Genomic DNA, 23,399 nt, shown 5'->3' with positions numbered 1-23,399 from the left:
AATCACAGCGTTGTCCGTCCGATCGAAGCATCGAGATGGGGGAGCACCCGACGATTGGAGAGGCCAATCGGGCGGAAGCCGAGGGGACCCCAGACCATCCAGCTGTCGTCAGCGCTGACAAGGACTGGACCTCGACGCGTGCTCGGTGTCAGATCTTCCAGTGCTTCCGGATGAAGGCTTCCAGGGTTTCGCAGCGTGCGGCCACTGCGGCTTTGTCCCATTTGAGACCGGCATTGATTTCGCGGCCGATCGCTGCTGTGCCGCGCAACCCGCATTCGACGTAGGCGTCAGCTTTCTCGTTGGGAGTGCGACCGCCAAGGGACGAGTTCACGCCGGGCGGTAGCATGGTCAGGTTGCCAAGGTTGTGCAGATAGCCAACTTCTGTGTGCTGTGGCTTCACATGCTCGATCGATTTTGCCGGGTCGGTTGCCCAGATTTTGTTCCACTCGGACGCGTTGGTAGCGCCTCCGGCTTTCGCGGCGAGATGCTCTTCATAGCGGAAGAGAACATAACGGGTGTCTTCGCGGCGCCAGTACCATTCGTCCCAATAGCTTTTGAGCGACATGCGCTCTTCGAGGTCAAAATCCTCGCCGAGGGCATCGATGGCTTTGCCCGCCGCCTTAACATCAAGCCCGGCGGCAATCGCGTGCCCGAGATGGGTAAATTCCCGATTATAGGAACGGGCGTCCAAGCGGCCGATCCCAAACAGACGGAACGAGGAGCGCTCCCACCGTTCAAGTAGATCTGCGGTCGTAGCCACGTCAAAATTGCGCGCCATGATTGCAACCGCCACGAACCGGGCTTGCAACACTTTCGCCGGAGCCCGGCGCCTGTTGTCACTATAAAGCTCGTGGACGTACCGGTTTATCGCTTCCAACTTTCGAGCAGCCGCGATGATCAGCTTCAGGGCCTGACCGCCCTCCTGAAGAATCTCGCGCTGTGCTTCCTCTTGGGTCAGCACCTTGTTCGGCGCATTCTCGCGGGCGAAAGTACCAGCGAACTGCAATGCCTCGTCGGCGTGATCCGCGTCTGTCCCGATGGTCCGATAAATGGTCTGCCAGATGACATGCATCTCCGCGAGGCCCGGCTCTCGGGTGCCGGCGGGGACATGATCGTAGATCGAGGCCATAAGTTGGCTCTTCAGCTTGTCGATCCACTTCACGTCGAGCCCGCGACTGTTGAGGACCTCGAACACCCGGTAAACGAGGGACTCGTCGGCGACCTCATGCAGGATCATCGACATCCGATTGCGAACCGCCGACAGAAGACCGACCAACCCACCGTCCGCGCTCCACCCGGCCACGAAGCGCTCGCATTCTGCGATGGCGTCAATGACGTTGCGGTCAGCCGCCGTGACAACGAGCGTCTCATCGACACCACCTTTTCGGAGATAATCCGTGAAGACGTGGCTGCTGTCATGGTTGGTCTGCAGCAGGACGAGACTGTGTTCATCTCCCTTCACCAGAAGGTCCGCAAGGCCCTGCTTGGCTTTTTGTGCGGTGGCATCTTCAGCGCCCAACGCCTTCTCAATCGCCTTGAGTAGGATGACGAGCGTGGTGATACGCTGCTGTCCATCGACCAACTCGACGACACGGAACTCCTCTGCGCCGATAACGATCGTCTCACGGGACAAGCCGACGACCGTCGCCATGAAATGGTCACGGCCGGACCGCTGTGCCTCCTCGATATCGCGGAAGAGATCGGCCCGCTGATGCCGGCCCCAGGAGTAGGATCGTTGATAGCCAGGTATGTGAAAGAGCCGGCCTTCAAGAAGTTTGAAGACAGTAACGTGGATCGGATTGAGCTGCATGCGGCCAGTTTGGCGGCATCGATGCGGCCTGTCTATTCCAATGGAAAGCGTAGTGCGCGAGGCTGTGCCGTGGCGTCGGGGCGCTGAAAGCGTACGCGAACCCAAGGAAAATGGCTTTCTGCCCTGCATGTCCAGGATCGATACGTCTGGCAAAGCCGAGCGCAGGCATTTTGCCAAGGCCGACTTTGTCGCGAGGCTGCGCTCTGCCAACGTCCCTTCCTGATCGTCAGCAACCGACACACGCGTGACCGACAGCCATACAAGAAGGGCGGCGGATCATAGATCAGGCGCCCGCATCCACGCCTCTTCGAAAATGGCGTCGCTAGCATAAGTCAACCGACCGCCGGCGCGGATCGCAGCGGAAAGGTCTGCCTGGGACACCGTGCCAGGAGAACTGGAGCCGACTCCTTGCAAAAGGCACATCAAATAGGATTGCTTGCGAATGTCCGTCGCTAAATCGATCTCTGGCTGAGGCCAGAGGCGTTCGCGCGCGGTGCGAATTGCCGCCTCCGCCGGATACACACGTCGCCCCCGTTTAGGGTCATCCGGGTCAGGAACGACATAGCTCGGACGTGACAGTAACCAGTCGCCAGCCTGACCATCTCGCAGCGCACCTTCGGTAACACTAAGCCGGCCGGACGCTCCATATCGCGTCATGACCCTGTCGAACGTCCGGACTACACCATCGGCAAAATGGACGTCGAAGCGTCGATCGTCGCGTGCCACCACCCTCTCGATACGGCCCTGACGATAATCCACAGCCTCGAAGCTCTCCAAGAGGCACATCATCCAGACGTTGAAGGGAGATAGCGCCCGCGTGTAAGGGGTCGGCGTCTCGCCGTTCATCGTTATTCGAACCCCAGGCCGGGCCCTCGCATGCAGCTCTGCGGTCTCAGGTGGCAGCACGAAATCCTGCATCATTTCGTGAACGCGCAAGCTGATCCACTCGTCGATGACCGACTGGACGGCCGATCTGACGCGAAGCTGGTCGGCCATCGGCATCGACTCCGCGAATGTCTCGCGCTCCTCCCAGCTCAGACTGTCGTGCGATCGGCCGGGAAAGGCCGCATCGAGATAGGGCGCAAGGGCGGCCTTCAAGGCTTCAAGGATCGGGCGAGCATGGGGAGCCCAATCTATAACCTGCCGGCCCATCGGGTGGTGATGCTCATAACCCGAGCGATCGCACCACCACGTGATTTCCGAGATCACCGGGTTCTCGAAACGATCTGCTTCGTCGCTCCGCAAGACCTCGTCGAGGCGCGCGTTCTCAAGTTTTTGATCCAGCAGCAGCCCCAATTCATCATATGCTGGCCAGAGCGCCTCGACCTCTTCATGAAGGAAGCCGGAGATGGCATAGTGCAGGCCCTCGATCACGCCGCTGTCCCCGCACCCCGACACGAGAACCTCGGCGGGCGATATCAAATGGTCGTAGATCAGGCGGTGGCCCGACTCCCAGTAGCTGTGATCCACTAGATTGTGGGGGTTCTGCTCCTCGCCAAAGCCGGTCGCATCGATCAGCAGATCGACGACGATCGGGAACAGAAGCAGTTTCCTGAAATCGGGTTTGATCTCCAGGCGCTCGCCAGCCGTGACGATGTCCTCACGACGGATCTCGCACCGGTCGATGACGAAAATCGGCAGCACGCGTGCGTAGCTCTCGAACTCATGGAGCCATTGCGAGGCAACGTCGCTCGCCCTTCCCTTTTTCCACGCGAAGATCGGTGACCGGTAGGTCGGCTCGCTGAAATCAGGATCGAACCCGCTTCCGAGGTCTCGGGAATTGAGGAGCGGCGACAGATGTCGATTGCCCTTGTCGCGGAAGCGCGGAAGGAGTCGGTCCTCCTTTTCGAGAATGTAGACGATGGCATTGCTGGTGAGCGCGAGCGACACCGCCAGCATGAGACCGGAGAAGGATCCGCCGACGATCGCGACCACGTCACCGGGGCCGACGCGCTTCCGCCAGTTGAGTGCCCAGGCAAGGTTCGCGCACCGGTTCTGCTGGTGGACGATCGAGATGTTGTGCTTCGCAAAGCCTGTCGCGGAGAAGATCCGCGCGTCTGTTTTGGATGCGGCTTCCGCGAGCATCCGATCGGCAAGTTCATCAAGCGCTGCGACATCGTCGGAGCCGAGCGGCGGCGGGGGTGTGCTGACCATGCGACCTTCTAGCTAGATCAGGCCAGACCGCGAAGCAGAAGCGACGCAGCAAGATCGGGGATTTTTGATTGGCGCCGGCGCGCGATGCAGTCGTCGTCGATACACTGCAGCATAGCAGGCGACGCGGCGCCCCATATTCTGATAGTCGGCCCGTTGAGTGATGCTGGCGCGCGGCAACTGATTGCCGCTCTGGCGAAAAAAGCGGCAGTGGCATCATGCCTCTGTCGTGATGAATGCGTGGCTGCTAATTCCCCGGTCCAGCGAAGGGGAGCAGGCCAGCGTAATGGAATCCAATATCGAAGCGCTTGAAAAGCGCCTGTGGACGGCGGCAGATCAGCTGCGCGCCAACAGTGATTTTGCCAGCAATGAATATTTCCTGCCCGTCATGGGCCTGATCTTTTTGCGCCATGCTTACAGCCGTTATCTGGCGGTGAAGCCGGAGATTGAAGCGAGCCTTCCTAGCCGTGGCGGGGTGACCCGGCCGCTGACTAAGGAGGACTTCACCAGCCGGGGAGCGATCTTCCTCCAACCTGAATCGCAGTTCGATCATCTGGCCAACCTGCCGGATGGCGCAGATCGCGCGAAGGCGATCATAGCCGCAATGGAAGCAGTAGAACGCGACTATGCCGCGCTGGCGGGCGTGCTGCCCAAGAATGAATATCAGCAATTAGAAAACGACGTCTTGGGCGACGTGCTGCGCATCTTCAACGACCCGGCGCTTCAGAACGCTAAGGGCGATGTCTTCGGGCGCATATACGAGTATTTCCTGACGCAGTTTGCCGATCAGAGCGCACATGACGGCGGTGAATTTTTCACGCCCCCCTCCATCGTTCAGATGATCGTCAACGCCATCGAGCCTGATCATGGCAGCGTGCTGGACCCAGCCTGCGGTTCGGGCGGCATGTTCGTGCAGAGCGCGCATTTCATCGAGAAGATGCAGCAAGACCCGACCAAGGTCGCGACCTTTTACGGTCAGGAAAAGAACGCTACGACCATCCGGCTGGCCAAGATGAACCTTGCCGTCCACGGGCTGGAAGGACGGATCGAACCCGGCATCACCTATTATATCGACGCGCATGAACTCGTTGGAAAGGCCGATTTCGTGATGGCCAATCCCCCGTTCAACGTGGACGAGGTGGACGCGGAAAAGATCAGGCGAGACCCCCGCCTGCCGTTCGGCCTGCCCGGTGTGAACAAGGGTAAGAAGGTTTCGAACGGCAATTATCTGTGGATCAGCTATTTCTACAGCTATCTGTCCGACGCAGGCCGGGCGGGCTTCGTCATGTCGTCGCAGGCGTCCAGCGCGGGCGGGGAAGAAGCGAAGGTCCGGCAGAAGCTGATCGAAACCGGCCATGTCGATGCGATGATCGCGATCCGAGGCAATTTCTTCTACACCCGCACCGTGCCATGCGAATTATGGATGTTCGACAAGGCCAAGCCATCCGAACATGCCGACAAGGTACTGATGCTCGATGCGCGGCAGGTGTTCCGCAAGGTGACGCGCAAGGTCTTCGATTTCTCGCCCGAGCAGCTGCAGAATCTGACCGCCATATTCTGGCTCTATCGCGGACAGGACGAGCGGTTCCGGGAGCTGGTGGACCGTTATCTGAGCGGATGCGTCGTGGATGCCTTGGCCAGCTTGTTGACGGAACCTGTGCTGACCGCAGCACTGGATGATGTGCTGAGCGGTCTGGATGATGATCCCGAACTTGCGGCGGCGTTCGCTGTCCTTAAAGCCGATTGGGAGGCGTTCGAGCACAAGGTGAAGGGCCAGGTCGGCGGCAGCAATCTGTCTGTTTCCAACATTGCGGCGCTTCACACTAGGTATGATGCACTTGAGCCACTGGCCGAACAGTCGCGCGACCTGATCCGTCAGATTGATCAGTTGTTCAAGCTAGCGGAAAAGGCGCACCGCGATGCGGGCAGGAAACGCGGCAAGGCCAGCCCCGTCAAGGCGCTGGAGGAAGCGCGGGCCGATGCCGTCGATCAGCTTAAACTGGTGCGCTATTTCCACCGGCAGGCACACTGGCTGCTGAGCCGTTTTCCTGATGCGCGGCTGGTGGCGGTGCCGGGGCTGGTCAAGCTGGTGGGCCGGATAGAACTGGCAGCAAACGACTGGTCACTGACTCCCGGCCGTTATGTCGGCGTCGCCCCGGAAGAGGAGGAGGATGATTTCGATTTTGAGGGCGTGATGCGTGATATTCATATCGAACTGGCGGGGTTGAATGAGGAAGCGGCGGCGCTAGCAGCACAGATTCAGGTCAACTTTGCGGGGCTTGGCCTGTGAGTCTAAGCGAAGTTGCCCTCGGCGACATCTTGAGGATCAAGCACGGATTCGCTTTCAAAGGCGAGCACTTTGGAAGCGAAGGTGAATTCCTTGTTGTTACGCCGGGTAATTTTCACGAGGAGGGAGGGTTTAGACGCCGGGTTGGCAAGGATCGCTATTATACTGGCGATATACCGGAATCTTTCATATTCGAAGCCGACGATTTGATCATTGCGATGACTGAGCAAGGCGAGGGCTTGCTTGGTAGCTCTGCCTTAGTTCCAGAAACTGAGCAATTCCTGCACAACCAGCGGATCGGCTTGGTTCACTCGATCGATGTCGAAAGAGCCGATAAGGGTTTTCTATTCTATCTCTTCAACACGAGACCAGTGCGCTCTCAGATACGGGCAAGCGCGAGCGGAACCAAGGTTCGCCATACCGCCCCCGAACGAATTTATCGGGTCAAGGTTTCGCTCCCAAGCCTTCCAGAGCAGCAATGCATTGCCTCCATACTGTCCGGCTACGACGACCTCATCGAGAATAACCGGCGGCGGATTGCCTTGTTGGAGGAGACCTCGCGGCAGCTTTATAAGGAGTGGTTCGTCCGTTTCCGCTTCCCTGGCCACGAACATGTCAAAATCATCGACGGTGTGCCGAAGGGATGGACAGTAAATACGATTGATGAGGTTTGCCAAACCATCGGTGGGGGCACGCCATCAACGCAAAAAGCAGGATATTGGGATGACGGTGATGTTCTATGGTTCACCCCTACCGACGTTACGCGCAACTCCTGCCTTGCGTTGTTGAACAGCGAGACAAAGATTTCTGAGTCTGGCTTGAATAACTCTTCGGCAAAAATTATTCCGGCAGGATCAATTTTGATGACTAGCCGCGCATCAGTTGGTTTCTTTGGCATCAATCGCTTGGCTGCATCGACAAATCAGGGCTTCATAAACATTGTGGCTAATGAACCCACCCTGCGGATGTATCTGTTGCAGAACCTTATGTGGCGCGTTGAGGAAATCCGGTCTCATGCGGGAGGGGCGACTTACAAGGAGATCAGCAAGGGGCGGTTCCGGGCGCTGCCGATCTTGATGCCTCCCTTGGAGTTGGCTGGTGAATTTGAGGATCAGATGACATTGCTTCACACTCAGGTTGAGACATTGCATATCGCAAATCAACAACTCACCAAAGCCCGCGACCTTCTCCTCCCTAAACTGATAAGCGGAGCCATCTCCGTATGAAGCCTTTCAACGAAGACACGCTGGTTCAGGCGACCATGGCCGATTATCTGGCCGATGCGCTGGGCTGGGATAGTGTGTTTGCGTTCAACACAGAATTGCTGGGGGCAGAAGGCTCGCTGGGCCGTGCATCGGAACAGGATGTCATCCTGACCCGCCATTTGGGCGAGGCGCTGATCCGGCTGAACCCCGGCCTGCCGGGCGCTGCCTATGCCGACGCGCTGCGCCAGATTACCGACGCGCCGATCGGCTCCAGTTTGATGGCAATCAACCGCGATGCCTATGCGCTGATCAAGGATGGCGTGCAGACCAGCTTCCGCAATTCGAAGGGCGAACTGGTCAAGCAGCGGCTGCGCCTGATCGATTTCGATGTGCCCGATAACAACCATTTCCTGTGCGTGCGGGAATTGTGGGTCAAGGGCGACCTGTATCGTCGCCGCGCCGACATTGTGGGTTTCGTCAACGGCCTGCCGCTGCTGTTCGTGGAGTGCAAGGCGGTCCATAAGAACATCCGCCATGCCTATGAACAGAATCTGTCCGACTATAAGGACACGATCCCTCACCTGTTCCACCACAACGCCTTCATCATCCTGACCAACGGTCATGCGGCAAAGATTGGCTCGCTCTCCAGCCGTTATGAGCATTTCAACGACTGGAAGCGACTGGAAGAGGATGAGCCGGGCGTTGTCGATCTGGAGACGATGCTGAAGGGCATCTGCGCCAAGGCCAATTTCATCGACATCCTGGAAAATTTCATCCTGTTCGATGACGGCGGCGAACGCCTGGTCAAGATCGTGGCGCGTAATCACCAGTTTCTGGGCGTCAACCGGGCCATTGCAGCGGTGAAAGATCGCAAGGCGCGCGAGGGCAAGCTAGGCGTGTTCTGGCACACGCAGGGATCGGGCAAGAGCTATTCAATCGCCTTCCTGACGCAGAAGGTCCATCGGAAGATCGGGGCGAACTTCACCTTTCTGGTGTGCACCGACCGCATCGACCTGGACAGCCAGATTTACGGCACCTTTGCCGGGTGCGGGCTGGTCAACAATGACAAGGCGCAGGTGCGGGCCGGGACGGGTGCGGAGTTGAAGTCGCTGCTCGCCGTGCAGAAGCCCTATGTCTTCACACTGATCCACCGCTTCAATCAGGATGTGAATCCCAACGATCCCTATTCGGATCGCGACGACATCGTCGTCATCACCGACGAAGCGCACCGGACGCAGAACGGCTTGCTGTCGCTCAACATGCGCAACGCCTTGCCCAATGCCAGCTTTCTTGGCTTCACCGGAACGCCCCTGATGAGCGGCGACGAGACGACCAAGCAGACGTTTGGCGACTATATCTCCACCTATGATTTCCAGCGCGCGGTGGAGGATAATGCGACCGTGCCGCTCTATTACGACGCGCGCGGGGACAAGCTGGGTGTCGCCACCAATGACCTGAATGAGAAGATCGCCGCCAAGCTGGAAGAGCTGGAACTGGACGATCCCAACGTGACCGAACGGCTCGAAAATGAGCTGAAGCGCGAATATCACATCATTACCGCCGAGACCCGGCTGGACAAGGTCGCGGCGGATTTCGTGGAGCATTATACGACCGCTTGGGAAAGCGGCAAAGCAATGCTGGTCTGCATCGACAAGGTAACGTGCGTCCGAATGCACGCGCTGATCGCGAAGCATTGGGATTTGCGGATCGCCAGCCTTGAAAAGGAATTGGCGCAGGCGACTGACGAACAGGATCTGGCTGACCGGCAGCACCAGCTTGCTTGGGTCAAGGCCACCAAGGCAGCCGTGGTGGTTTCGGAGGAGCAGGGCGAAGTCGACAAGTTCCGCAAATGGGAGCTGGACGTCGTACCGCACCGGGCGCTGATCAAGAACGGCTTTGAAACGGACGACGGCAAGCGCATCGATCTGGAATCTGCCTTCAAGAAAAAGGACCATCCGTTCCGTATCGCCATCGTCTGCGCCATGTGGTTGACCGGTTTCGATGTGCCGAGCCTTTCGACCCTGTATCTGGACAAGCCGCTGAAGGCGCACACGCTGATGCAGGCCATAGCGCGAGCCAACCGGGTAAGTGCAGGGAAGAACAACGGCCTGATTGTCGATTATTGCGGGATATTGAAGAACCTCCGCAAGGCGCTGGCCACCTATGCCGGGACGCCTGGGGGTGGGCTGGGCAGTCCGGGCGATCCGCCGCCGGAAATCGACCCGGTCCGGCCACCCGAAGAGCTGCTGGCTGATCTGGAAGAGGCGATCGAAGCGGCGGAAGGTTTCCTGTCCGCGCGTGAATTCCGATTGCTCGACATATTGGAGAAGGTCGGATTCGATCGGAACAAGGCGATCATCGACGCCAAGGAAGCGGTCAACGAAAATGATGAAAGCCGCAAACGCTTCCAGATCATGGCGCGCGAGGTGCTCAAGAAATTCAAGGCATGCGTGAACTTCCGCGCCGTGAATGCCTACCGCCAGCGGTTTGCGGCGATCAAGGTCATCTACAATAGCCTGGATGAGGATGTGAAGAAGGCCGACATTTCCGACATCATGCGCGAACTGCATGCTGTAGTGAATGCGAGCATCGAAACGCAGGTTGATCCCAACGATCAGGATGATCGGCTGTATGACATTAGCCAGATCGATTTCGAGAAGCTGAAGAAAGAATTTGAACGCAGCCCCCGCAAAAACACAACCGTGCAAAGCCTGAAGGATGCCATCCAGAAAAAGCTAGAAATGATGCTGCGCCAAAATCCACTACGCACCGATTTCCAGAAACATTATGAACAACTGGTCTCGGATTATAACAGCGAGAAGGATGCCGTGAACATCGAGCGGACCTTCGCGGCCCTGCTGGTGCTGGCGGAGGAACTGGATGGCGAACAGCGCCGGGCAGTGCGCGAGGGATTGGACGAAGAAACCTTGGCCCTGTTCGATTTGCTGATGAAGCCTGACTTGGAAAAGAGCGATATTGCCACGCTGAAAAAGGTCGCCGTTGGGCTATATGAAGTTCTGAAACAGCAATTGGACGCCGTGCAGGATTTTGTCGGGAAGCAGGCGACGCGCGATGCGGTTCGCGTGGCGATAACGAACTTCCTCTACGATGATCGAACCGGCCTTCCCCAAAGCTATGAGCCGAACGAAGTGGACTTGAAGGCGCAAGCGATCTTTGCCCACCTCCTGACCAGGCGCAGTCTGGATCTTTATGCCGCGTGATGCTGCGACGTTGGAGGTAATCTGCAGGGGCAGGCGGGCCCTGTCTGAATGGATCGACCGGTTCCGGTGAGAGCTGACATTCGCAGCTCCTCGTCGGAACGGCTCATATTGGTCGGTGATGGCCCGAAGGAAACGGGACTTGGAGCAACATCGAGGTGTAAACTTCTTGGTCGTCGGTTGGCTTTGACCGAGCCGCCTCTCTTCCAGTGGGCCTAAATCGCCAGACCGAAACAGACAGCGAACATGCTGGACGGCGGCGATATCGCTCGGCAAGATGCCGCGATCGATCCTGGAGAAGGGCCCCTTGGCGAACGACATCATCAACCTGACGGTGCATGAGCATCGCAGAGTCGACGGCGGCTTCGAAGTTCGACTTCGTGGTGCCCCCCTCCCGATTAATCCGCTGACGCAGAAGGTCGTGGACGACTTGCACGAGCTCTATCGCCGACGCAGCTCCAAAGCGCATGGGCGCTTTGCCGCCGACGCCGTGCAGTTTCCGACGCGGACCTTCATCCAGACCTATATTGATTTGGGCGCGACTGCGGAGGCGTTCGCAGCGCTAACCGGCGATATGATGACGACGCTTGACGTACGTGCAAGGGCCCGTCCTAACGCCGGCGGCGGCCATGTCTTATTCGCTCACTTCGAAACTGAGGGGCGGCAGTTCCTGCTGGTTGCGATCGTCAACGAGAAGTGGGGCGCCCGGCTCACCCAGGAGCTCGACATGCGCGAGGCTCCCCATATCGACATGGAAGGCTTTCGCTTCGCCGGCCGCATCGGAATCTCGGGATGGCAGGCGGGGGAGCCTCGCTACATCGGCTTTCTGAAGGGGCGCGGTAATGTGGCAGAGTATTTCAAGGAGGTGCTTGGCTGCGAGGAGACGGTTCTCGAGAAGGCCGACACTCAGGGCCTCGTCGACATCTTTCGTGATTTCGCCGACGCTCGCAACTTGGCCGGCGAGCAGCGCGAGAGCTTCATGCGCCGCGCACGCTCGATCTGCGAGCGTTCCGCCCGCACGCGGACCGAACTCGACTTCACCGCGCTTGCCAACGAACTCGTACCTGACGCACCGAATGACCTCCTGGGACGTCTCAACGATCCTGAGCGAAATCTGACCGACGGCTTCGTGCCAAATGCGGCGGTGCTGAGTACACTCGTTCGATTTAAAGCGCGAACGGACGATTGGACGATCGAGTTTGATCGGAACGCCATCACCAATGAATCGATTACGTTCGACGAGGACGACGAGACCCTCGTGATCCGTAATCTGCCGGAGCAACTCGTGTCGCGCTTGCGACAGGAGTTCGGTCTCAATGCCGAGGCCTAAGTTCGGTGATCTACTTTCGGTCTATCGCGCTACGACATTCGATGGGCCCGGGCGGGATGGTCGTGTCGTCGTAGCCGATGCCGCGATGGCAGAGCTACTGCTCCGTATTGATGCGGACCCCGAGGACGGCGCAGAGACGGGCCTGGTGCTACGATCAGAGCGAAACGAGGTAGTGCTAGGTGCCGAAGTGCTCGTGCGTATCGATGCGCCGCGCATCGGCCTCGGCCTGTTCGCCCGCACAACCAACGATCTTCTAAACGGGCCGAAGGTCCGCATAGCGGAGCCGCATGCCTACTACGTCAAGGATGTAGGCTTCGCCAAGGCGGACGTCGCCGTCCCAAATCTCATCGCCCGCTATCGGAAGATGCTCAAGCTGGTGGCTCTGTTTGGCGAGGCCGCATCCTATTTTGACGAAACGCGCGCCGATCTGGTGTTCGTGAAGGACGGCAAATTTGTCGTGCCGGTGACGTATGACGTCAATGATTTGACGACTATGGCCATCGACAAGGCCGATGCCTTGCTCGGCCTCTTCAGTCGAGACGAGCACCGGGAACAGAAGCTCGAAATTCTGGCTGAGGCGCTCTTGGACATTACGCGCGCGCAGCCGCAGCGGGTCCGCTTTTTTCACCTAGTCGCCAATCTCGACGCGATCCTTAAGTCAGTGCAGGACGGCTACCGCCTGTTCGCCTCGAGTTTCTCCTACGCGAAGATCCGCAGCCAGCTCGAAGACGCTCGGATCGACTTCGCCACCAAAATCCACAAGACCATCGTGGACATTCAGGCGCAGCTACTCGGCCTACCGGTCGCGAGCGTGGTCGTCGCGTCACAGCTGAAGGTCGCCAAGGCCTGCAGCTTAGAACTCTGGACGGACGTCGCCGTGCTGGCCGGTGCCTGGATCTTCGTCGGGCTGCTCATGTTCGGGGTGATCAACCAGTGGCTTACCCTTGGCGTGCTCTCCACGGAAATTAGGCGCCAGAAGGCAAAGCTGAAAAGCGATTACGCTGCCATCTCGGAACAGTTCGACGACGTGTTCAGGTCGCTCGGCCGGCGGATATGCTGGCACCGAGCCGTCCTCGCGATAGTTGCAATATTGGCTGTCGCCGGCGCGCTGTTCGCGACATTCGCCTTTTCCAATGTGGTTCAGACGGATGTCGGGGCATGCCTCTCGGGGCGATCAACCATCGGAAACGCTGTGTAGCTGGGGACGAGAAATGCAGAAACGTGTGAGACGCTTCTACGGCATGGCCTGGGAGCTCTCAGCGCGGTCAACGGCTCGTTTCAGGGTGAGCCGACGTTCCCGCTACTGCATGAGAACGGCCTATAATTGTCGCTACTCGCCGTGTCCGGCCGGACCACCTCGCTCATCGGGCCTATCAGCAACATATGGCTTGAGCCCCTCATCGTGATGGCTGCAAACGGTCAGAAACCAGCCGCGAGCGTCCACGCACAATCGCCCGGGCGCAGCGCAAATCGAGCAGGTCCGGTAGCTTTGCTGTTCCGCCCCTAGCCTGAGGCCGACAATGGCGGGCGCTTCCCCGAGTCGACCACGTACGCCGACCCTCAGGCCACCAAATCTCTCCTTGGCCTCGGACAGGAAAAAACCAGGCGCGACCGCCTCGATCTTCACCATCAGATCGTCGTAGATCGAGTGCCATCCAGACGGCACGAATTGCCGCCAGATCGCGCGCTGCTCCACGGGATCGGTGACGCCCTCGTCCGGAGGCCATCGCGTCAGATCGGCCTCGATCACATGTAGGCGCCTGATCGCATTGCGCGATAATGGCCCACGATGGCCGCGATCGATTCAGTTGGGGTGTCGGAAACCGCCGAGAATGGGTCACGGTCGCCGATCGGAGAATCGATGGCCCACGGCCGCATCCACCAAGCGGAATAGCCACTGGGCGTTACTGTTTGCGAGAACCAGAGTTCAAAATGAAGATCCCAAAGGCCCTCAACTAGAGCTTTCAGCGACGCTGGAGTTTCGATCTGGTGGATGCGCATCGCCTGCAACGCCTCGGGCAAGATGCTCGTCACTAGCATCACCGCGACCTCATCCCACTGATAGGCCGCAGCGAGCAGATCGAGGTGGAGGAATGTCTTGAGCGTGTCGCTACCGGACACTTCAGGTCGCGGTGGAGGCGGAGGTTCATCGATCATCAGGCGAGCCTCCCTTTACGACCCGTAACCGTAGAGCAGACGAAACACACCATGCCCTGTCGTCTTCCGTCCAATCTCGCCAAGCTCGATTTCTTCACCGTGCAGTCCAGCGATGTCCTCGCCATAGGCAGGAATCGGAATGCGTAAAGATTGCCATTGCCTATAATCCTTGTCCCCCTTCACCAACGCCAAGAGGAGATCATCTCCTCGGATCGGGGTGAGCTTGATCTCGAGATCACAGAAGCTGTCGGCGCCCAGAGCTTCCACGGCTGCTTGAACGCGCTCGGCGAGCTCAACTAGATTCTCGAGCGGGACTTTCGGGCTCAATCGGCCTTTGAAAGGATTCTTGTCGATGAACCGCATGACCGATCCTTCCTCCTCGTGTTCAGGGGCAGGACCGGCAAAAGCCGGGTGGTGGTAACCAGGTCCAATGGAGCAAGGCGCCGCCGCCTTTGGGCGAAAGCCTTGGACATAACGGCGGCCACCCGGCCGCGAAGCTCGCGACCGGCCATTGGATTTTTGAGGTTACCACGCCCCACCGCCAGACTTTCACCGACGGCGGTCGTTAATTTGCAGATCGAAACCGGGTCTGCAAGCTTGATCGGGAGTGAGAAGATCCTGTCGGATCAGGCTCGCAGGATGGGACGAAAGAGGTCGACGCATGCGCGGCTGCATGCTTACATCGGTTCGAAGGTGCCAGAATGCTTTACACAATGAATCCAGAAGGCCCGATAAGGATGACGCAGAAGGTTTCCCAGAGCGCCATTCCATTGGGTTTTGGAGCTGACGGTCGGACTGTCACTTTACCGATCCGCAGCGGTTTCCGCGTGTGACGGAGCGGGGGGCGGTCTGGTCCCCCGCGCCGTTGCCGGTCACTCCGTTCGCGCGGGGGGGCGCGCATCAGCCGCAAAGCCGAGACCGCCGCGCGCGAATCACCCGCCGCCGTGCAGGTTGATCTTCTGTCCGTTGGCATATTCGCCATCGGCCGAGACGAAATATGCCACCGCCGCCGCGACATCCTCGGGCGTCGAGACGCGGCCGAACGGTGATTGCGCGTCGAGATCGTGGATGTTCGCCACCCCGCGCGTCGCCCTGGCGAGCCGATCGCCCATGTCGGTGACGGTCAGCCCCGGCGCGACGATATTGGTGCGGATACCGTGCGCGCGTTCTTCCTTCGCAAGCGTCTGCGCCAGCGCCTCGGCCGCGGCCTTGCCCATATTATAGGGCGCGCCATTGGCGCTGTTATAGAGCGTTGCGACGCTGGAGATCATGATGATGTCGCCGCGCGGCCGCGTGCGCATCGATGGCAGCACCAGCTTCGCCATATAATGCGGCGCGAAGGCGTGGGTGCGCAGCACGCGTTCCAGTTCACCCGGATCGGTGTCGGCGACAGACTGGCCGCGACTCGCGATCCCGGCGTTGTTGATCAGGATATCGATTGCGGGAAAATCGGCCAGCACCGCCGCGACAAGCGATTCGCATTCCTCGAATCGATCGACCGACGCGGCATAAGCCTTTGCCTTGCGCCCCATCGCCTCGATCTCGCGCACCACTTCCGCCGCCGCGTCACTGTCACGGCGATAGTTGACCGCGACATCCGCGCCGTCGCGCGCCAGCCGCAATGCGATCGCGCGCCCGATCCCGCGGCCGCCGCCGGTGACCAGTGCGACGCGCCCTTCAAGTCCGCTCATGCCTGTTTCCCCTTCCGGTTGTAGTTAGGCCGGCGCTTTTCGAAAAAGGCCGCCACCGCCTCGTTGAAATCGGGGCCGGAGGCGCAAAGAATCTGGTTGCGATCCTCCATCGCCACCGCCGCCTCCAGGCTGGGCGCGTCGATCGACATGCGCAGGCATTCCTTGGTGAGCCGCAGACCGAGTGGCGCGGTGGTCAGCATCGAATCGATCAGCGGCGCGGCGGCTTGCTCCATCCCTTCATCAGCCACGACGCGGCTGACGAGGCCCGTCGCCAGCGCGCGATCGGCAGTGATGAAGTCGCCGGTCAGCATGAATTCCGCCGCGACGCTCGCGCCGACCAACCGAGGCAGGAAATAGCTCACCCCGATATCGCACGCGGAAAGCCCGATGCGGATGAAGGCCGCGTTCATCCGCGCAGATTCGCCGGCGATGCGGATGTCGCTCGCCAGCGCCATCGCGAATCCGCCGCCGCACGCCGGGCCATGGATCAGGCTGATGATCGGCTGCGGGCAATAACGCATCTTCATCACGATCTCCGCGATGCCGCGCTGATGCGCGAGCCGGTCGATCGTGTCGCGCTCGCCGCCGTCGTGCATCGCCGCCAGATCGAGCCCGGCGCAGAATGCACGGCCCGCGCCCTTCAGCACGATCACCCGGCATTCGCGATCCTTGGCGATGGCGCCGAAATAGTCCGAAAGCGCGTCGATCAGCGAATCGTCCAATGCGTTGAGCCGGTCAGGCCGGTTCATCGTCACCCAATCGACCTCGCCGCGCCGTTCAACCAGCAGCGTTGCTTCGCCCACGCACTCTCTCCCACAGTCTTGTTGACGCGATCTTCTACATAACTAATGTTATCCCGCAACCGTGGACGCCGGACGATAGCCGGCGCCGCGACCGACAGGAGAGCGATGCGTGAAATTGGGACCGGATATCGCGGCGATCATTACCGGCGGGGCCTCTGGCCTCGGCCATGCCACCGCGACGGCATTGCGCGCGGCGGGCGTGAAAGTGGCGCTGTTCGACAAGAATGCGGAAATCGGGCCGGAGGCGGCTGCGGCGATCGGCGCGACCTTCTGCGCGGTCGATGTGATGGATCAGGCATCGGTCGACGCGGGTTTCGTGGCCGCGCGCGCGGCGAACGGACAGGAGCGCATCCTGGTCAATTGCGCCGGCGGCGGGTTCGGCGCGCACAAGACGGTCGCGCGGTCGAAGGAAGACGGCGCGATCGAACCCTATCCGCTTGATAAATATATCAAGACGATCGAACTCAATCTGATTGGCAGCTTCCGTTGCATCGTGGGCGCAGCCGCCGGGATGATGACGCTCGACCCGCTGCCGGATGGCGATCGCGGCGCGATCGTCAACACCGCCAGCGTCGCGGGCGAGGAAGGGCAGATGGGGCAGGTCGCCTATGCCTCCGCCAAGGCCGGGGTGATCGGCATGACCCTGCCGATCGCGCGCGACCTGATGGGCGAGGGTATTCGCGTCAACACGATCCTGCCCGGCATTTTCGATACGCCCCTGCTCGCCCGCGCCAAGCCGCAGGTGAAGGCGGCGCTCTCCGCGATGGTGCCGTTCCCGAAGCGGCTCGGCGCGGCGGATGAATATGCGATGCTGGCGCTGGAGATGATCCGCAACGGCTATTTCAACGGCGAGGACGTGCGGCTCGACGGCGCGATCCGCATGCAGCCGCGATAAGGAGGGCCGGGCAGTGAACTTCGACTATTCCGACGATCAGAAGATGCTGAAGGAAGAGGCGCGCCGTTTCCTCGCCGCGAAATGCGACGCGAAAGTGGTGCGCGGCGTGCTCGATGATGATGCCTGTGCCTATGACGCAGGGTTGTGGCGCGCGGTGGCGGAGCAGGGCTGGCTCGGCACCGCCATTCCCGAGGCTTATGGCGGGCTGGGGCTCGGCCATGTCGAGCTATGTGCGCTGGCGGAGGAGCTTGGCCGCGCCTGCGCGCCGATTCCGTTTACCTCCACCGTCTATTTCGTCGCCGAGGCGCTGATGCTGTTCGGCTCGGAGGCGCAGAAAGCGAAATGGCTGCCCAAGATTGCCGCCGGTGAAGTGATCGGCGCGTTTGCAACCAGCGAGGGCAAAGGACCGGTGACGGCCCGCTCGATCCGCACCGCCGTGAGCGGCGGCGCCCTTTCGGGTGAGAAGATTCCGGTTACCGATGGCGATGTCGCTGACCTGATCGTCGTGCTGGCGAAGGATGGGCTGTATCTGGTCGAAAAGGGTACGGGCGTTTCGGCCGAGGTGCTGACGACGATGGACCCGACGCGATCGGCGGCGCGGCTCACCTTTGCCAACGCCCCGGCGGAGCGGCTGGGCGACGAGGATGGTCTCGCCGCGATGCAGGCGGTGTTCGATCGCGCGGCGGTGCTGCTCGCCTTCGAGCAGGTCGGCGGGGCGGACCGCAGCCTGGAGATGGCGAAGGATTATGCGCTGGAGCGTTTCGCCTTTGGCCGGGCGATCGCGGGCTATCAGGCGATCAAGCACAAGCTCGCCGATATCTATGTGAAGAACGAAATCGCGCGGTCGAACGCTTATTATGGCGCCTGGGCGCTCAACACCTCGGCCGCTGAGCTGCCGCTTGCCGCCGCCACCGCGCGCGTCGCGGCGAGCGAGGCATTCTGGTTCGCATCCAAGGAAAATATCCAGACGCACGGCGGAATCGGCTTCACCTGGGAGGCGGACCCGCAGCTTTATTACCGGCGATCGCGGCAGTTGAGCCTCGTTGCCGGCGCGCCATCGACGTGGCGCGAGCGGCTGGTGAGCCAGCTCGAAACGCGCAACGCAGCCTGACGGGGAGAGAAAGCATGGATTTCAACGACACCCCGGAAGAAGCCGGATATCGCGCCAAGGCGCGCAGCTGGCTGGAGCAGAACGTCGCCGAGCATAAGGCGATCGCGCATGCTGACGACATGGCGGCGGCGCGTAGCTGGCAGGCGCGCAAGGCCGGTGCCGGCTATGCCCAGATCACCTGGCCGAAGGAATGGGGCGGTGGCGGCGGCACGCCGATCCACAGCGTGATCTTCGGGCAGGAGGAAGCGAAATTCCCGGTCCAATACGGCTATTTCACGATAGGGCTCGGCATGTGCGTGCCGACGGTGATGGCCTTCGCGGACGATGCGACCAAGCAACGCTTCGTCGGCCCGGCGCTGCGCGGCGAGGAAATCTGGTCGCAGCTCTTCTCCGAGCCGGCGGGCGGATCGGACGTCGCGGCGATCCGCACCCGCGCGGTGCGTGATGGCGACGACTGGGTGGTCAACGGCCAGAAAGTGTGGACCTCCGGCGCGCATTATTCGGATTACGGCATCGTTCTCGTCCGCACCAATACCGATGTGCCCAAGCACAAGGGGCTGACGATGTTCTGGCTCGATCTCCGCTCGCCGGGCGTCGAGATCAGGCCGATCCACCAGATGTCCGGCGGGTCGAACTTCAATGAAGTCTATTTCACCGATGTCCGCATCCCCGATGCGCAGCGGCTCGGCGCGGTGGATGACGGATGGAAGGTTGCGCTGGTCACGCTGATGAACGAGCGGCTCGCGGTGGGCGGCGGCACGGGGGCGGGGCCGAAGGAAATCCTCGCGCTGGCGAAGGATCTGGACGCGGCGGATGGCCCGCTGATCTGTGATGCGGCGTTCCGCCAGCGGCTCGCCGACTGGTATGTTCAGGCAGAGGGGCTGCGCAACACGCGGATGCGGACAATCACGGCGCTGAGCCGCGGGCAGACGCCGGGGCCGGAAAGTTCGATCGGCAAGATCATCGCCGCCAATCAATTGCAGGAACTGGGCAATGCGGCGGTGGAGGCGGAGGATCAGTACGGGATCATCAACGATCCGGCGCTGCTGCCGATCAAGGGCCTGTTCCAGACCGCGGTGATGAACGCGCCCGGCCTGCGCATCGCCGGGGGCACGGACGAAATTCTGAAGAACATCATTGCCGAGCGCGTGCTCGGCCTGCCCGGGGAGATCCGCGTCGACAAGGATGCCGCGTTCAAGGATCTTCCCGTCGGGCGGTGACGGCCGGGGCGTTGCTGTCAGGCGATAACGCTGACGGCGTTGACGTAGATCAGCAGCGCGGCGGTGGCGAAGGAGGCGAGGCCTAAAGCAAAGGGGCGGAACATCTTCTGTCTCTCCGTGGATGGGCGGTCGCGGTCAGGCGATCGGAACTACGGGAACGGCGGCGCTGACCATCAGCGCGGCGACGAACAGCGCGCCGACGAGGCTCAGCGCGTAGTGGCGGGTGGAGGCGAAACGGTCGGTCATAGCTTGGTCTTTCCTGTTGGTGGCCGCCGGGTTGGCGGCTGATGCCAAAGGAAATGCATGAGCCATGCCAGTTTTTGAAATTGATCTAAATCAGTATTTTAGCTGATCGGACTCAGAAACTTGGCAAAAATCGCCGCTCGAAGTTGGCGCTATTCACCGGTTTCCGGTGCAACTTCCACGCGATTTCGGCCACCGCGTTTGGCGGCGTAGAGCGCGGCGTCCGCCCGGGCCATCCCGGCTTCCTGTCGCTCGGCGGCGAATGCCCGTGCAAGGCCGGCGGATATGGTGACCGCGCCGATAAAGGCATCGGTCGAGCGCAGCCTGAGCCGACGCCCGGCGATCGAACTGCGTGCGCGCTCGATGAGCAAGCGTGCCTGATCCAGTTCGACACCGACGAACAATATACCGAATTCCTCACCACCCAGCCGCGCGACCAGATGGCCCTCGCATTCGGTGGCGAGCGTCTGGCCGATCGTCTTCAGCACGCGATCGCCGACGGCATGGCCGAAATCGTCGTTGACGCGCTTGAAGTGATCGACATCGCATACCGCGATCATTGCGGCCGTGCCCGGGGTGAGCGCGGCATAGGCTTCATCGAAGGCGCGGCGATTGGCGAGGTCGGTCAGCGGATCGCGTCGCGCATTGCCGCGCGCGACATCGAGCGCAAGCCGCAATTCCTCGGTTTCGCGGGTCGCGGCCTCAAGCCGTGCCTCGACCTGCCGGACGCGTTCCAGCATCGCGCCGGTCAGCCGCGCGATCTCGTCGATCCCTTCCCCTAGCGTATCGTGGCGCATTGCCGCCGCGCTCGCGGCGATGTCACGGCCGAAGTCGGTCGCCTCGACATGGATCGCGCGCACCGTGTCCGCGAAGTCGTCGACCTGCTCCTGCGTCTTGGCGATCAGCGCGACGGGATCGGGCTGCTCCGTCGCGGGCGCGACTCGCGGAAGATCGGGCCCCCATTCCACCGCCGGGCCGGTAACCGCCTCCCCGCCCAGCGATACGATATCATCGCGGGATAGCCGCAACCCGCCGTCGGTCAACGCCGTCACGGCGCGGGCCAGCTCTCCTTCCGGATCACTAAGCACGTGATAAGAAAACGAATAATGCGCAGGCTCGGGGCTCAGGCGATGTTGGGCCAGGAACAGTCCGATCCGCTCGAACAGACCAAGCGGCGTGCTGCCGTCCTGCACCTGTCGCGCAGCAATGAACTCCACGATATCATCCCCCTGGGCGCCGCCCGGCCGGGATTCCGGCGCGGGACATGCATTGTTCGCAGGTGCGATATCGAAAAAGCGCTAAGAACTGGTGACCAAATGTTAGCGCGCGTTAAGTTTTCTCACCGCGTCCAGCGTCGAGGCAATGTGATCGGCCGGGCTCATGTCGCTGTGAACGAAGACGATCTTTCCATTGCGATCGATCACGTAGCTGGTTCGATTGCTAACTTGTCGCCCATTGACTGCGCGTGGCAGCGACACATCATAAGCCTGGATCACGTTTGGCCCTGCGCTCGCCACCGCGAACTTGCCGGCGCATTCGCTTGATGAGAATTTCTGCAAATCCTCAACGGTGTCCGCTGACATGCCGAGCACCGTCGCGCCCGCCTTGCGGAAAGCGTCGATATTCTCGGCGAAGGCGCGGGCCTCCGCATTGCAGCCCGGCGTGAAGGCAGCGGGGAAGAAATAGAGCACGACCGGCCCCTGGCGCAGCTTTTCCGCGAGGCTGATCGGCACGACCTTGCCCGCGATCGCGCCGCGCGTGGTGAAATCGGGTGCCTTGGCGCCGGGGGCGAGCGTGGCGGCGGCGGGTGCGGCGATGGCAACGGCGACGATAAGGGGGAGCAGGCGCATGAAGAAGTCTCCTGGCGAACCGCGTGATCCTAGCGCGATCGCGCCGGGTGCGATAGGCGCTCCGGATGCCGATCCGCCAAGCCGATATCGATCTCGCGCTCCGTCTCGCCGATGCGGCGGGCGACGCGATCCGTCCCTATTTCCGCGCCGAACATGGGGTGGAGATCAAGGAGGATCATTCCCCTGTCACGCTGGCCGATCGCGCGGCGGAGGCCGCGATGCGCCGCATCCTCGACGCCGAACGCTCCGGCGATGGGATCGTCGGCGAGGAATATGGCGTGAAGGACGGCGTGACCGGCCGCCAATGGGTGCTCGATCCGATCGACGGCACGCGCAGCTTCACCGTGGGCCGCGCGATCTTCGGCACGCTCATTGCGCTGGTCGAGGATGGCTGGCCGATCCTTGGCATCATCGACCAGCCGGTGCAGCGCGAACGCTGGCTCGGCGCGGCGGGGCGGCCGACGACGCTCAACGGTCGCGAGATCCGTACGCGAGCCTGCGCGCAACTGGAGGGCGCGATGCTTGCCACCACCAGCCCGCACGCCTTCACCGGGGAGGAAGCGGACGGCTTCCTCGCGCTCGTCGCCAAGGTGTCGGGTGGCCACGCGCGGCAGGGGCCGGTCTATGGCGGCGATTGCTATAACTATGGGCTGGTCGCGGCTGGGCAGCTCGATCTGGTATGCGAGGCGGGGCTGGCGCTTTACGACTTCGCCGCGCTCGTGCCAGTGGTGGAGGGCGCCGGCGGCCGGATGTGCGACTGGCACGGCGATCCGCTGACGTCTTCAAGCAACGGGCAGGTGCTCGCGATCGGCGATCCGGCGCGGACGGACGATGTGCTGGAGGCGCTGCACGGCGCTGCGCATGGGGACGGGCACGGGCACGACTGATTGGCGTGGACTTCCGGATTTGCGACGACTGGCTTGTTCTTTCCTGCCCGGCAATAGCTGCTCTCGGCAGTCAGTCGAAATGCTCGATGTTGTCGCCGTGGATCACTGCCCAGGAATGCCTTCGCTCTTCGTATCCGGACACGGATGGTGGCGGAAATGCTGGATCGGCGAACGTGCCAACGGGAACAGCGGTTAGACCACGCATTGCTTCACTGGTGTAGGTGACGGTCGTACCGCACACGGGGCAGAAGTGAAACGTTGCCCGCTTTCCATTTTCGCCGATATCAGACCATTCGCTAAGTTCGCCGGTCACTTTTACACGCTCATCCGAAAAGCGGGCTTGAACGGCAAAAGCACTGCCGCTGCGCTTCTGGCAATCCAGACAATGGCAGACCGAAATGCGAACGGGGTCTCCCGTACATACGACTGTCAGTTGTCCACATCGACAAGTGGCTACGTGTTCAACCATCGTTTCGTTTCTACACTCCATCGATCCGCCCAACAACGACAGCAAATGGCGCGAAAGTCATCAGATCGTCGT

Annotated in this window: 19 protein-coding genes; 9 read left to right on the top strand and 10 right to left on the bottom strand. The window is 61.0% G+C overall.

Going from position 1 to position 23,399, the window contains the following annotated elements; genetic code table 11:
• Positions 1–148: 148 nt before the first annotated feature.
• Both P0Y64_05680 and P0Y64_05675 read right to left on the bottom strand, forming a co-directional pair.
• Positions 149–1,810, bottom strand: coding sequence for a DUF262 domain-containing HNH endonuclease family protein (locus P0Y64_05680; GenBank protein WEK44298.1), 1,662 nt, complete (start codon positions 1,808–1,810; stop codon positions 149–151).
• A 276-nt stretch (positions 1,811–2,086) separates the two neighbouring features.
• The gene (locus P0Y64_05675) at positions 2,087–3,964 is read right to left on the bottom strand and encodes a hypothetical protein (protein WEK44297.1); all 1,878 of its coding nucleotides are present in this window, start codon (positions 3,962–3,964) and stop codon (positions 2,087–2,089) included.
• A gap of 283 nt (positions 3,965–4,247) precedes the next feature.
• Between P0Y64_05675 and P0Y64_05670 the strand changes: the two genes are divergently transcribed.
• The 5 genes from P0Y64_05670 (at position 4,248) to P0Y64_05650 (ending at position 13,199) form a co-directional block, all read left to right on the top strand.
• Positions 4,248–6,251 (top strand): N-6 DNA methylase, encoded by a 2,004-nt coding sequence (locus tag P0Y64_05670; GenBank protein ID WEK44296.1) that lies wholly within the window; start codon positions 4,248–4,250, stop codon positions 6,249–6,251.
• Complete coding sequence (locus tag P0Y64_05665) at positions 6,248–7,474, top strand: restriction endonuclease subunit S (protein ID WEK44295.1); 1,227 nt, start codon at positions 6,248–6,250, stop codon at positions 7,472–7,474. The genes P0Y64_05670 and P0Y64_05665 overlap by 4 nt, the downstream gene beginning before the upstream one ends.
• A gap of 35 nt (positions 7,475–7,509) precedes the next feature.
• Positions 7,510–10,674, top strand: a complete 3,165-nt coding sequence (locus P0Y64_05660) for a type I restriction endonuclease subunit R (protein WEK44981.1) — start codon at positions 7,510–7,512, stop codon at positions 10,672–10,674.
• Between the two features lie 304 nt (positions 10,675–10,978).
• The gene (locus tag P0Y64_05655) at positions 10,979–12,001 is read left to right on the top strand and encodes a nucleoid-associated protein (protein WEK44294.1); all 1,023 of its coding nucleotides are present in this window, start codon (positions 10,979–10,981) and stop codon (positions 11,999–12,001) included.
• Between the two features lie 85 nt (positions 12,002–12,086).
• Positions 12,087–13,199, top strand: a complete 1,113-nt coding sequence (locus P0Y64_05650) for a hypothetical protein (GenBank protein WEK44293.1) — start codon at positions 12,087–12,089, stop codon at positions 13,197–13,199.
• Positions 13,200–13,331: 132 nt separating this feature from the next.
• Here the strand turns inward: P0Y64_05650 and P0Y64_05645 are convergent, their stop codons facing one another.
• From P0Y64_05645 to P0Y64_05625, 5 genes are all read right to left on the bottom strand, one after another.
• Complete coding sequence (locus tag P0Y64_05645) at positions 13,332–13,751, bottom strand: hypothetical protein (protein WEK44292.1); 420 nt, start codon at positions 13,749–13,751, stop codon at positions 13,332–13,334.
• Positions 13,748–14,158, bottom strand: a complete 411-nt coding sequence (locus tag P0Y64_05640) for a hypothetical protein (protein WEK44291.1) — start codon at positions 14,156–14,158, stop codon at positions 13,748–13,750. Before P0Y64_05640 ends, P0Y64_05645 begins: the two co-directional genes overlap by 4 nt.
• A gap of 15 nt (positions 14,159–14,173) precedes the next feature.
• Positions 14,174–14,521 (bottom strand): hypothetical protein, encoded by a 348-nt coding sequence (locus P0Y64_05635; protein ID WEK44290.1) that lies wholly within the window; start codon positions 14,519–14,521, stop codon positions 14,174–14,176.
• Between the two features lie 569 nt (positions 14,522–15,090).
• Complete coding sequence (locus tag P0Y64_05630; GenBank protein WEK44289.1) at positions 15,091–15,849, bottom strand: SDR family oxidoreductase; 759 nt, start codon at positions 15,847–15,849, stop codon at positions 15,091–15,093.
• Positions 15,846–16,598 carry an enoyl-CoA hydratase-related protein gene (locus tag P0Y64_05625; protein ID WEK44980.1) on the bottom strand — a complete coding sequence of 251 codons (753 nt, stop codon included), beginning with the start codon at positions 16,596–16,598 and terminating at the stop codon, positions 15,846–15,848. Before P0Y64_05625 ends, P0Y64_05630 begins: the two co-directional genes overlap by 4 nt.
• A 163-nt stretch (positions 16,599–16,761) precedes the next feature.
• On the opposite strand from P0Y64_05625, the gene P0Y64_05620 reads away from it, so the two are divergent.
• Genes P0Y64_05620 through P0Y64_05610 form a run of 3 tightly spaced genes read left to right on the top strand, consistent with a single transcriptional unit; the run spans position 16,762 to position 19,878 of the window.
• Positions 16,762–17,547: an SDR family NAD(P)-dependent oxidoreductase gene (locus tag P0Y64_05620; GenBank protein ID WEK44288.1), complete on the top strand. Its 786-nt coding sequence runs from the start codon at positions 16,762–16,764 to the stop codon at positions 17,545–17,547.
• 13 nt (positions 17,548–17,560) lie between these two features.
• Positions 17,561–18,658 (top strand): acyl-CoA/acyl-ACP dehydrogenase, encoded by a 1,098-nt coding sequence (locus tag P0Y64_05615; protein WEK44287.1) that lies wholly within the window; start codon positions 17,561–17,563, stop codon positions 18,656–18,658.
• Between the two features lie 14 nt (positions 18,659–18,672).
• A complete protein-coding gene (locus P0Y64_05610) occupies positions 18,673–19,878 on the top strand; it encodes an acyl-CoA dehydrogenase family protein (GenBank protein WEK44286.1) in 1,206 nt (401 codons plus the stop codon).
• Positions 19,879–20,273: 395 nt separating this feature from the next.
• On the opposite strand, the gene P0Y64_05605 is transcribed toward P0Y64_05610, so the two are convergent.
• Positions 20,274–21,338, bottom strand: coding sequence for a GGDEF domain-containing protein (locus tag P0Y64_05605; protein ID WEK44285.1), 1,065 nt, complete (start codon positions 21,336–21,338; stop codon positions 20,274–20,276).
• A 102-nt stretch (positions 21,339–21,440) separates the two neighbouring features.
• The gene (locus P0Y64_05600) at positions 21,441–21,971 is read right to left on the bottom strand and encodes a peroxiredoxin (protein ID WEK44284.1); all 531 of its coding nucleotides are present in this window, start codon (positions 21,969–21,971) and stop codon (positions 21,441–21,443) included.
• Positions 21,972–22,036: 65 nt separating this feature from the next.
• Between P0Y64_05600 and P0Y64_05595 the strand changes: the two genes are divergently transcribed.
• A complete protein-coding gene (locus P0Y64_05595) occupies positions 22,037–22,858 on the top strand; it encodes a histidinol phosphate phosphatase (protein ID WEK44283.1) in 822 nt (273 codons plus the stop codon).
• 70 nt (positions 22,859–22,928) lie between these two features.
• Here P0Y64_05595 and P0Y64_05590 read toward each other — a convergent pair whose 3' ends face one another.
• A complete protein-coding gene (locus P0Y64_05590; GenBank protein WEK44282.1) occupies positions 22,929–23,327 on the bottom strand; it encodes a GFA family protein in 399 nt (132 codons plus the stop codon).
• Between the last annotated feature and the right edge of the window lie 72 nt (positions 23,328–23,399).

It is taken from the genome of Candidatus Sphingomonas colombiensis (genome assembly GCA_029202845.1).
In the GTDB taxonomy this organism is placed as follows: domain Bacteria; phylum Pseudomonadota; class Alphaproteobacteria; order Sphingomonadales; family Sphingomonadaceae; genus Sphingomonas; species Sphingomonas colombiensis.
The sequence above is the reverse complement of the archived record's forward strand: the minus strand, read 5'-3'. Positions and strand labels throughout refer to the sequence as shown.

Bases quoted from the DNA above. Each gene is read 5' to 3' on its own strand.
- P0Y64_05680 (WEK44298.1), bottom strand. From the start codon at position 1,810: ATGCAGCTCAATCCGATCCACGTTACTGTCTTCAAACTTCTTGAAGGC.
- P0Y64_05675 (WEK44297.1), bottom strand. From the start codon at position 3,964: ATGGTCAGCACACCCCCGCCGCCGCTCGGCTCCGACGATGTCGCAGCG.
- P0Y64_05670 (WEK44296.1), top strand. From the start codon at position 4,248: ATGGAATCCAATATCGAAGCGCTTGAAAAGCGCCTGTGGACGGCGGCA.
- P0Y64_05660 (WEK44981.1), top strand. From the start codon at position 7,510: ATGGCCGATTATCTGGCCGATGCGCTGGGCTGGGATAGTGTGTTTGCG.
- P0Y64_05650 (WEK44293.1), top strand. From the start codon at position 12,087: ATGGCAGAGCTACTGCTCCGTATTGATGCGGACCCCGAGGACGGCGCA.
- P0Y64_05640 (WEK44291.1), bottom strand. From the start codon at position 14,158: ATGATCGATGAACCTCCGCCTCCACCGCGACCTGAAGTGTCCGGTAGC.
- P0Y64_05635 (WEK44290.1), bottom strand. From the start codon at position 14,521: ATGCGGTTCATCGACAAGAATCCTTTCAAAGGCCGATTGAGCCCGAAA.
- P0Y64_05630 (WEK44289.1), bottom strand. From the start codon at position 15,849: ATGAGCGGACTTGAAGGGCGCGTCGCACTGGTCACCGGCGGCGGCCGC.
- P0Y64_05625 (WEK44980.1), bottom strand. From the start codon at position 16,598: ATGAACCGGCCTGACCGGCTCAACGCATTGGACGATTCGCTGATCGAC.
- P0Y64_05610 (WEK44286.1), top strand. From the start codon at position 18,673: ATGGATTTCAACGACACCCCGGAAGAAGCCGGATATCGCGCCAAGGCG.
- P0Y64_05600 (WEK44284.1), bottom strand. From the start codon at position 21,971: ATGCGCCTGCTCCCCCTTATCGTCGCCGTTGCCATCGCCGCACCCGCC.
- P0Y64_05595 (WEK44283.1), top strand. From the start codon at position 22,037: ATGCCGATCCGCCAAGCCGATATCGATCTCGCGCTCCGTCTCGCCGAT.
- P0Y64_05590 (WEK44282.1), bottom strand. From the start codon at position 23,327: ATGGTTGAACACGTAGCCACTTGTCGATGTGGACAACTGACAGTCGTA.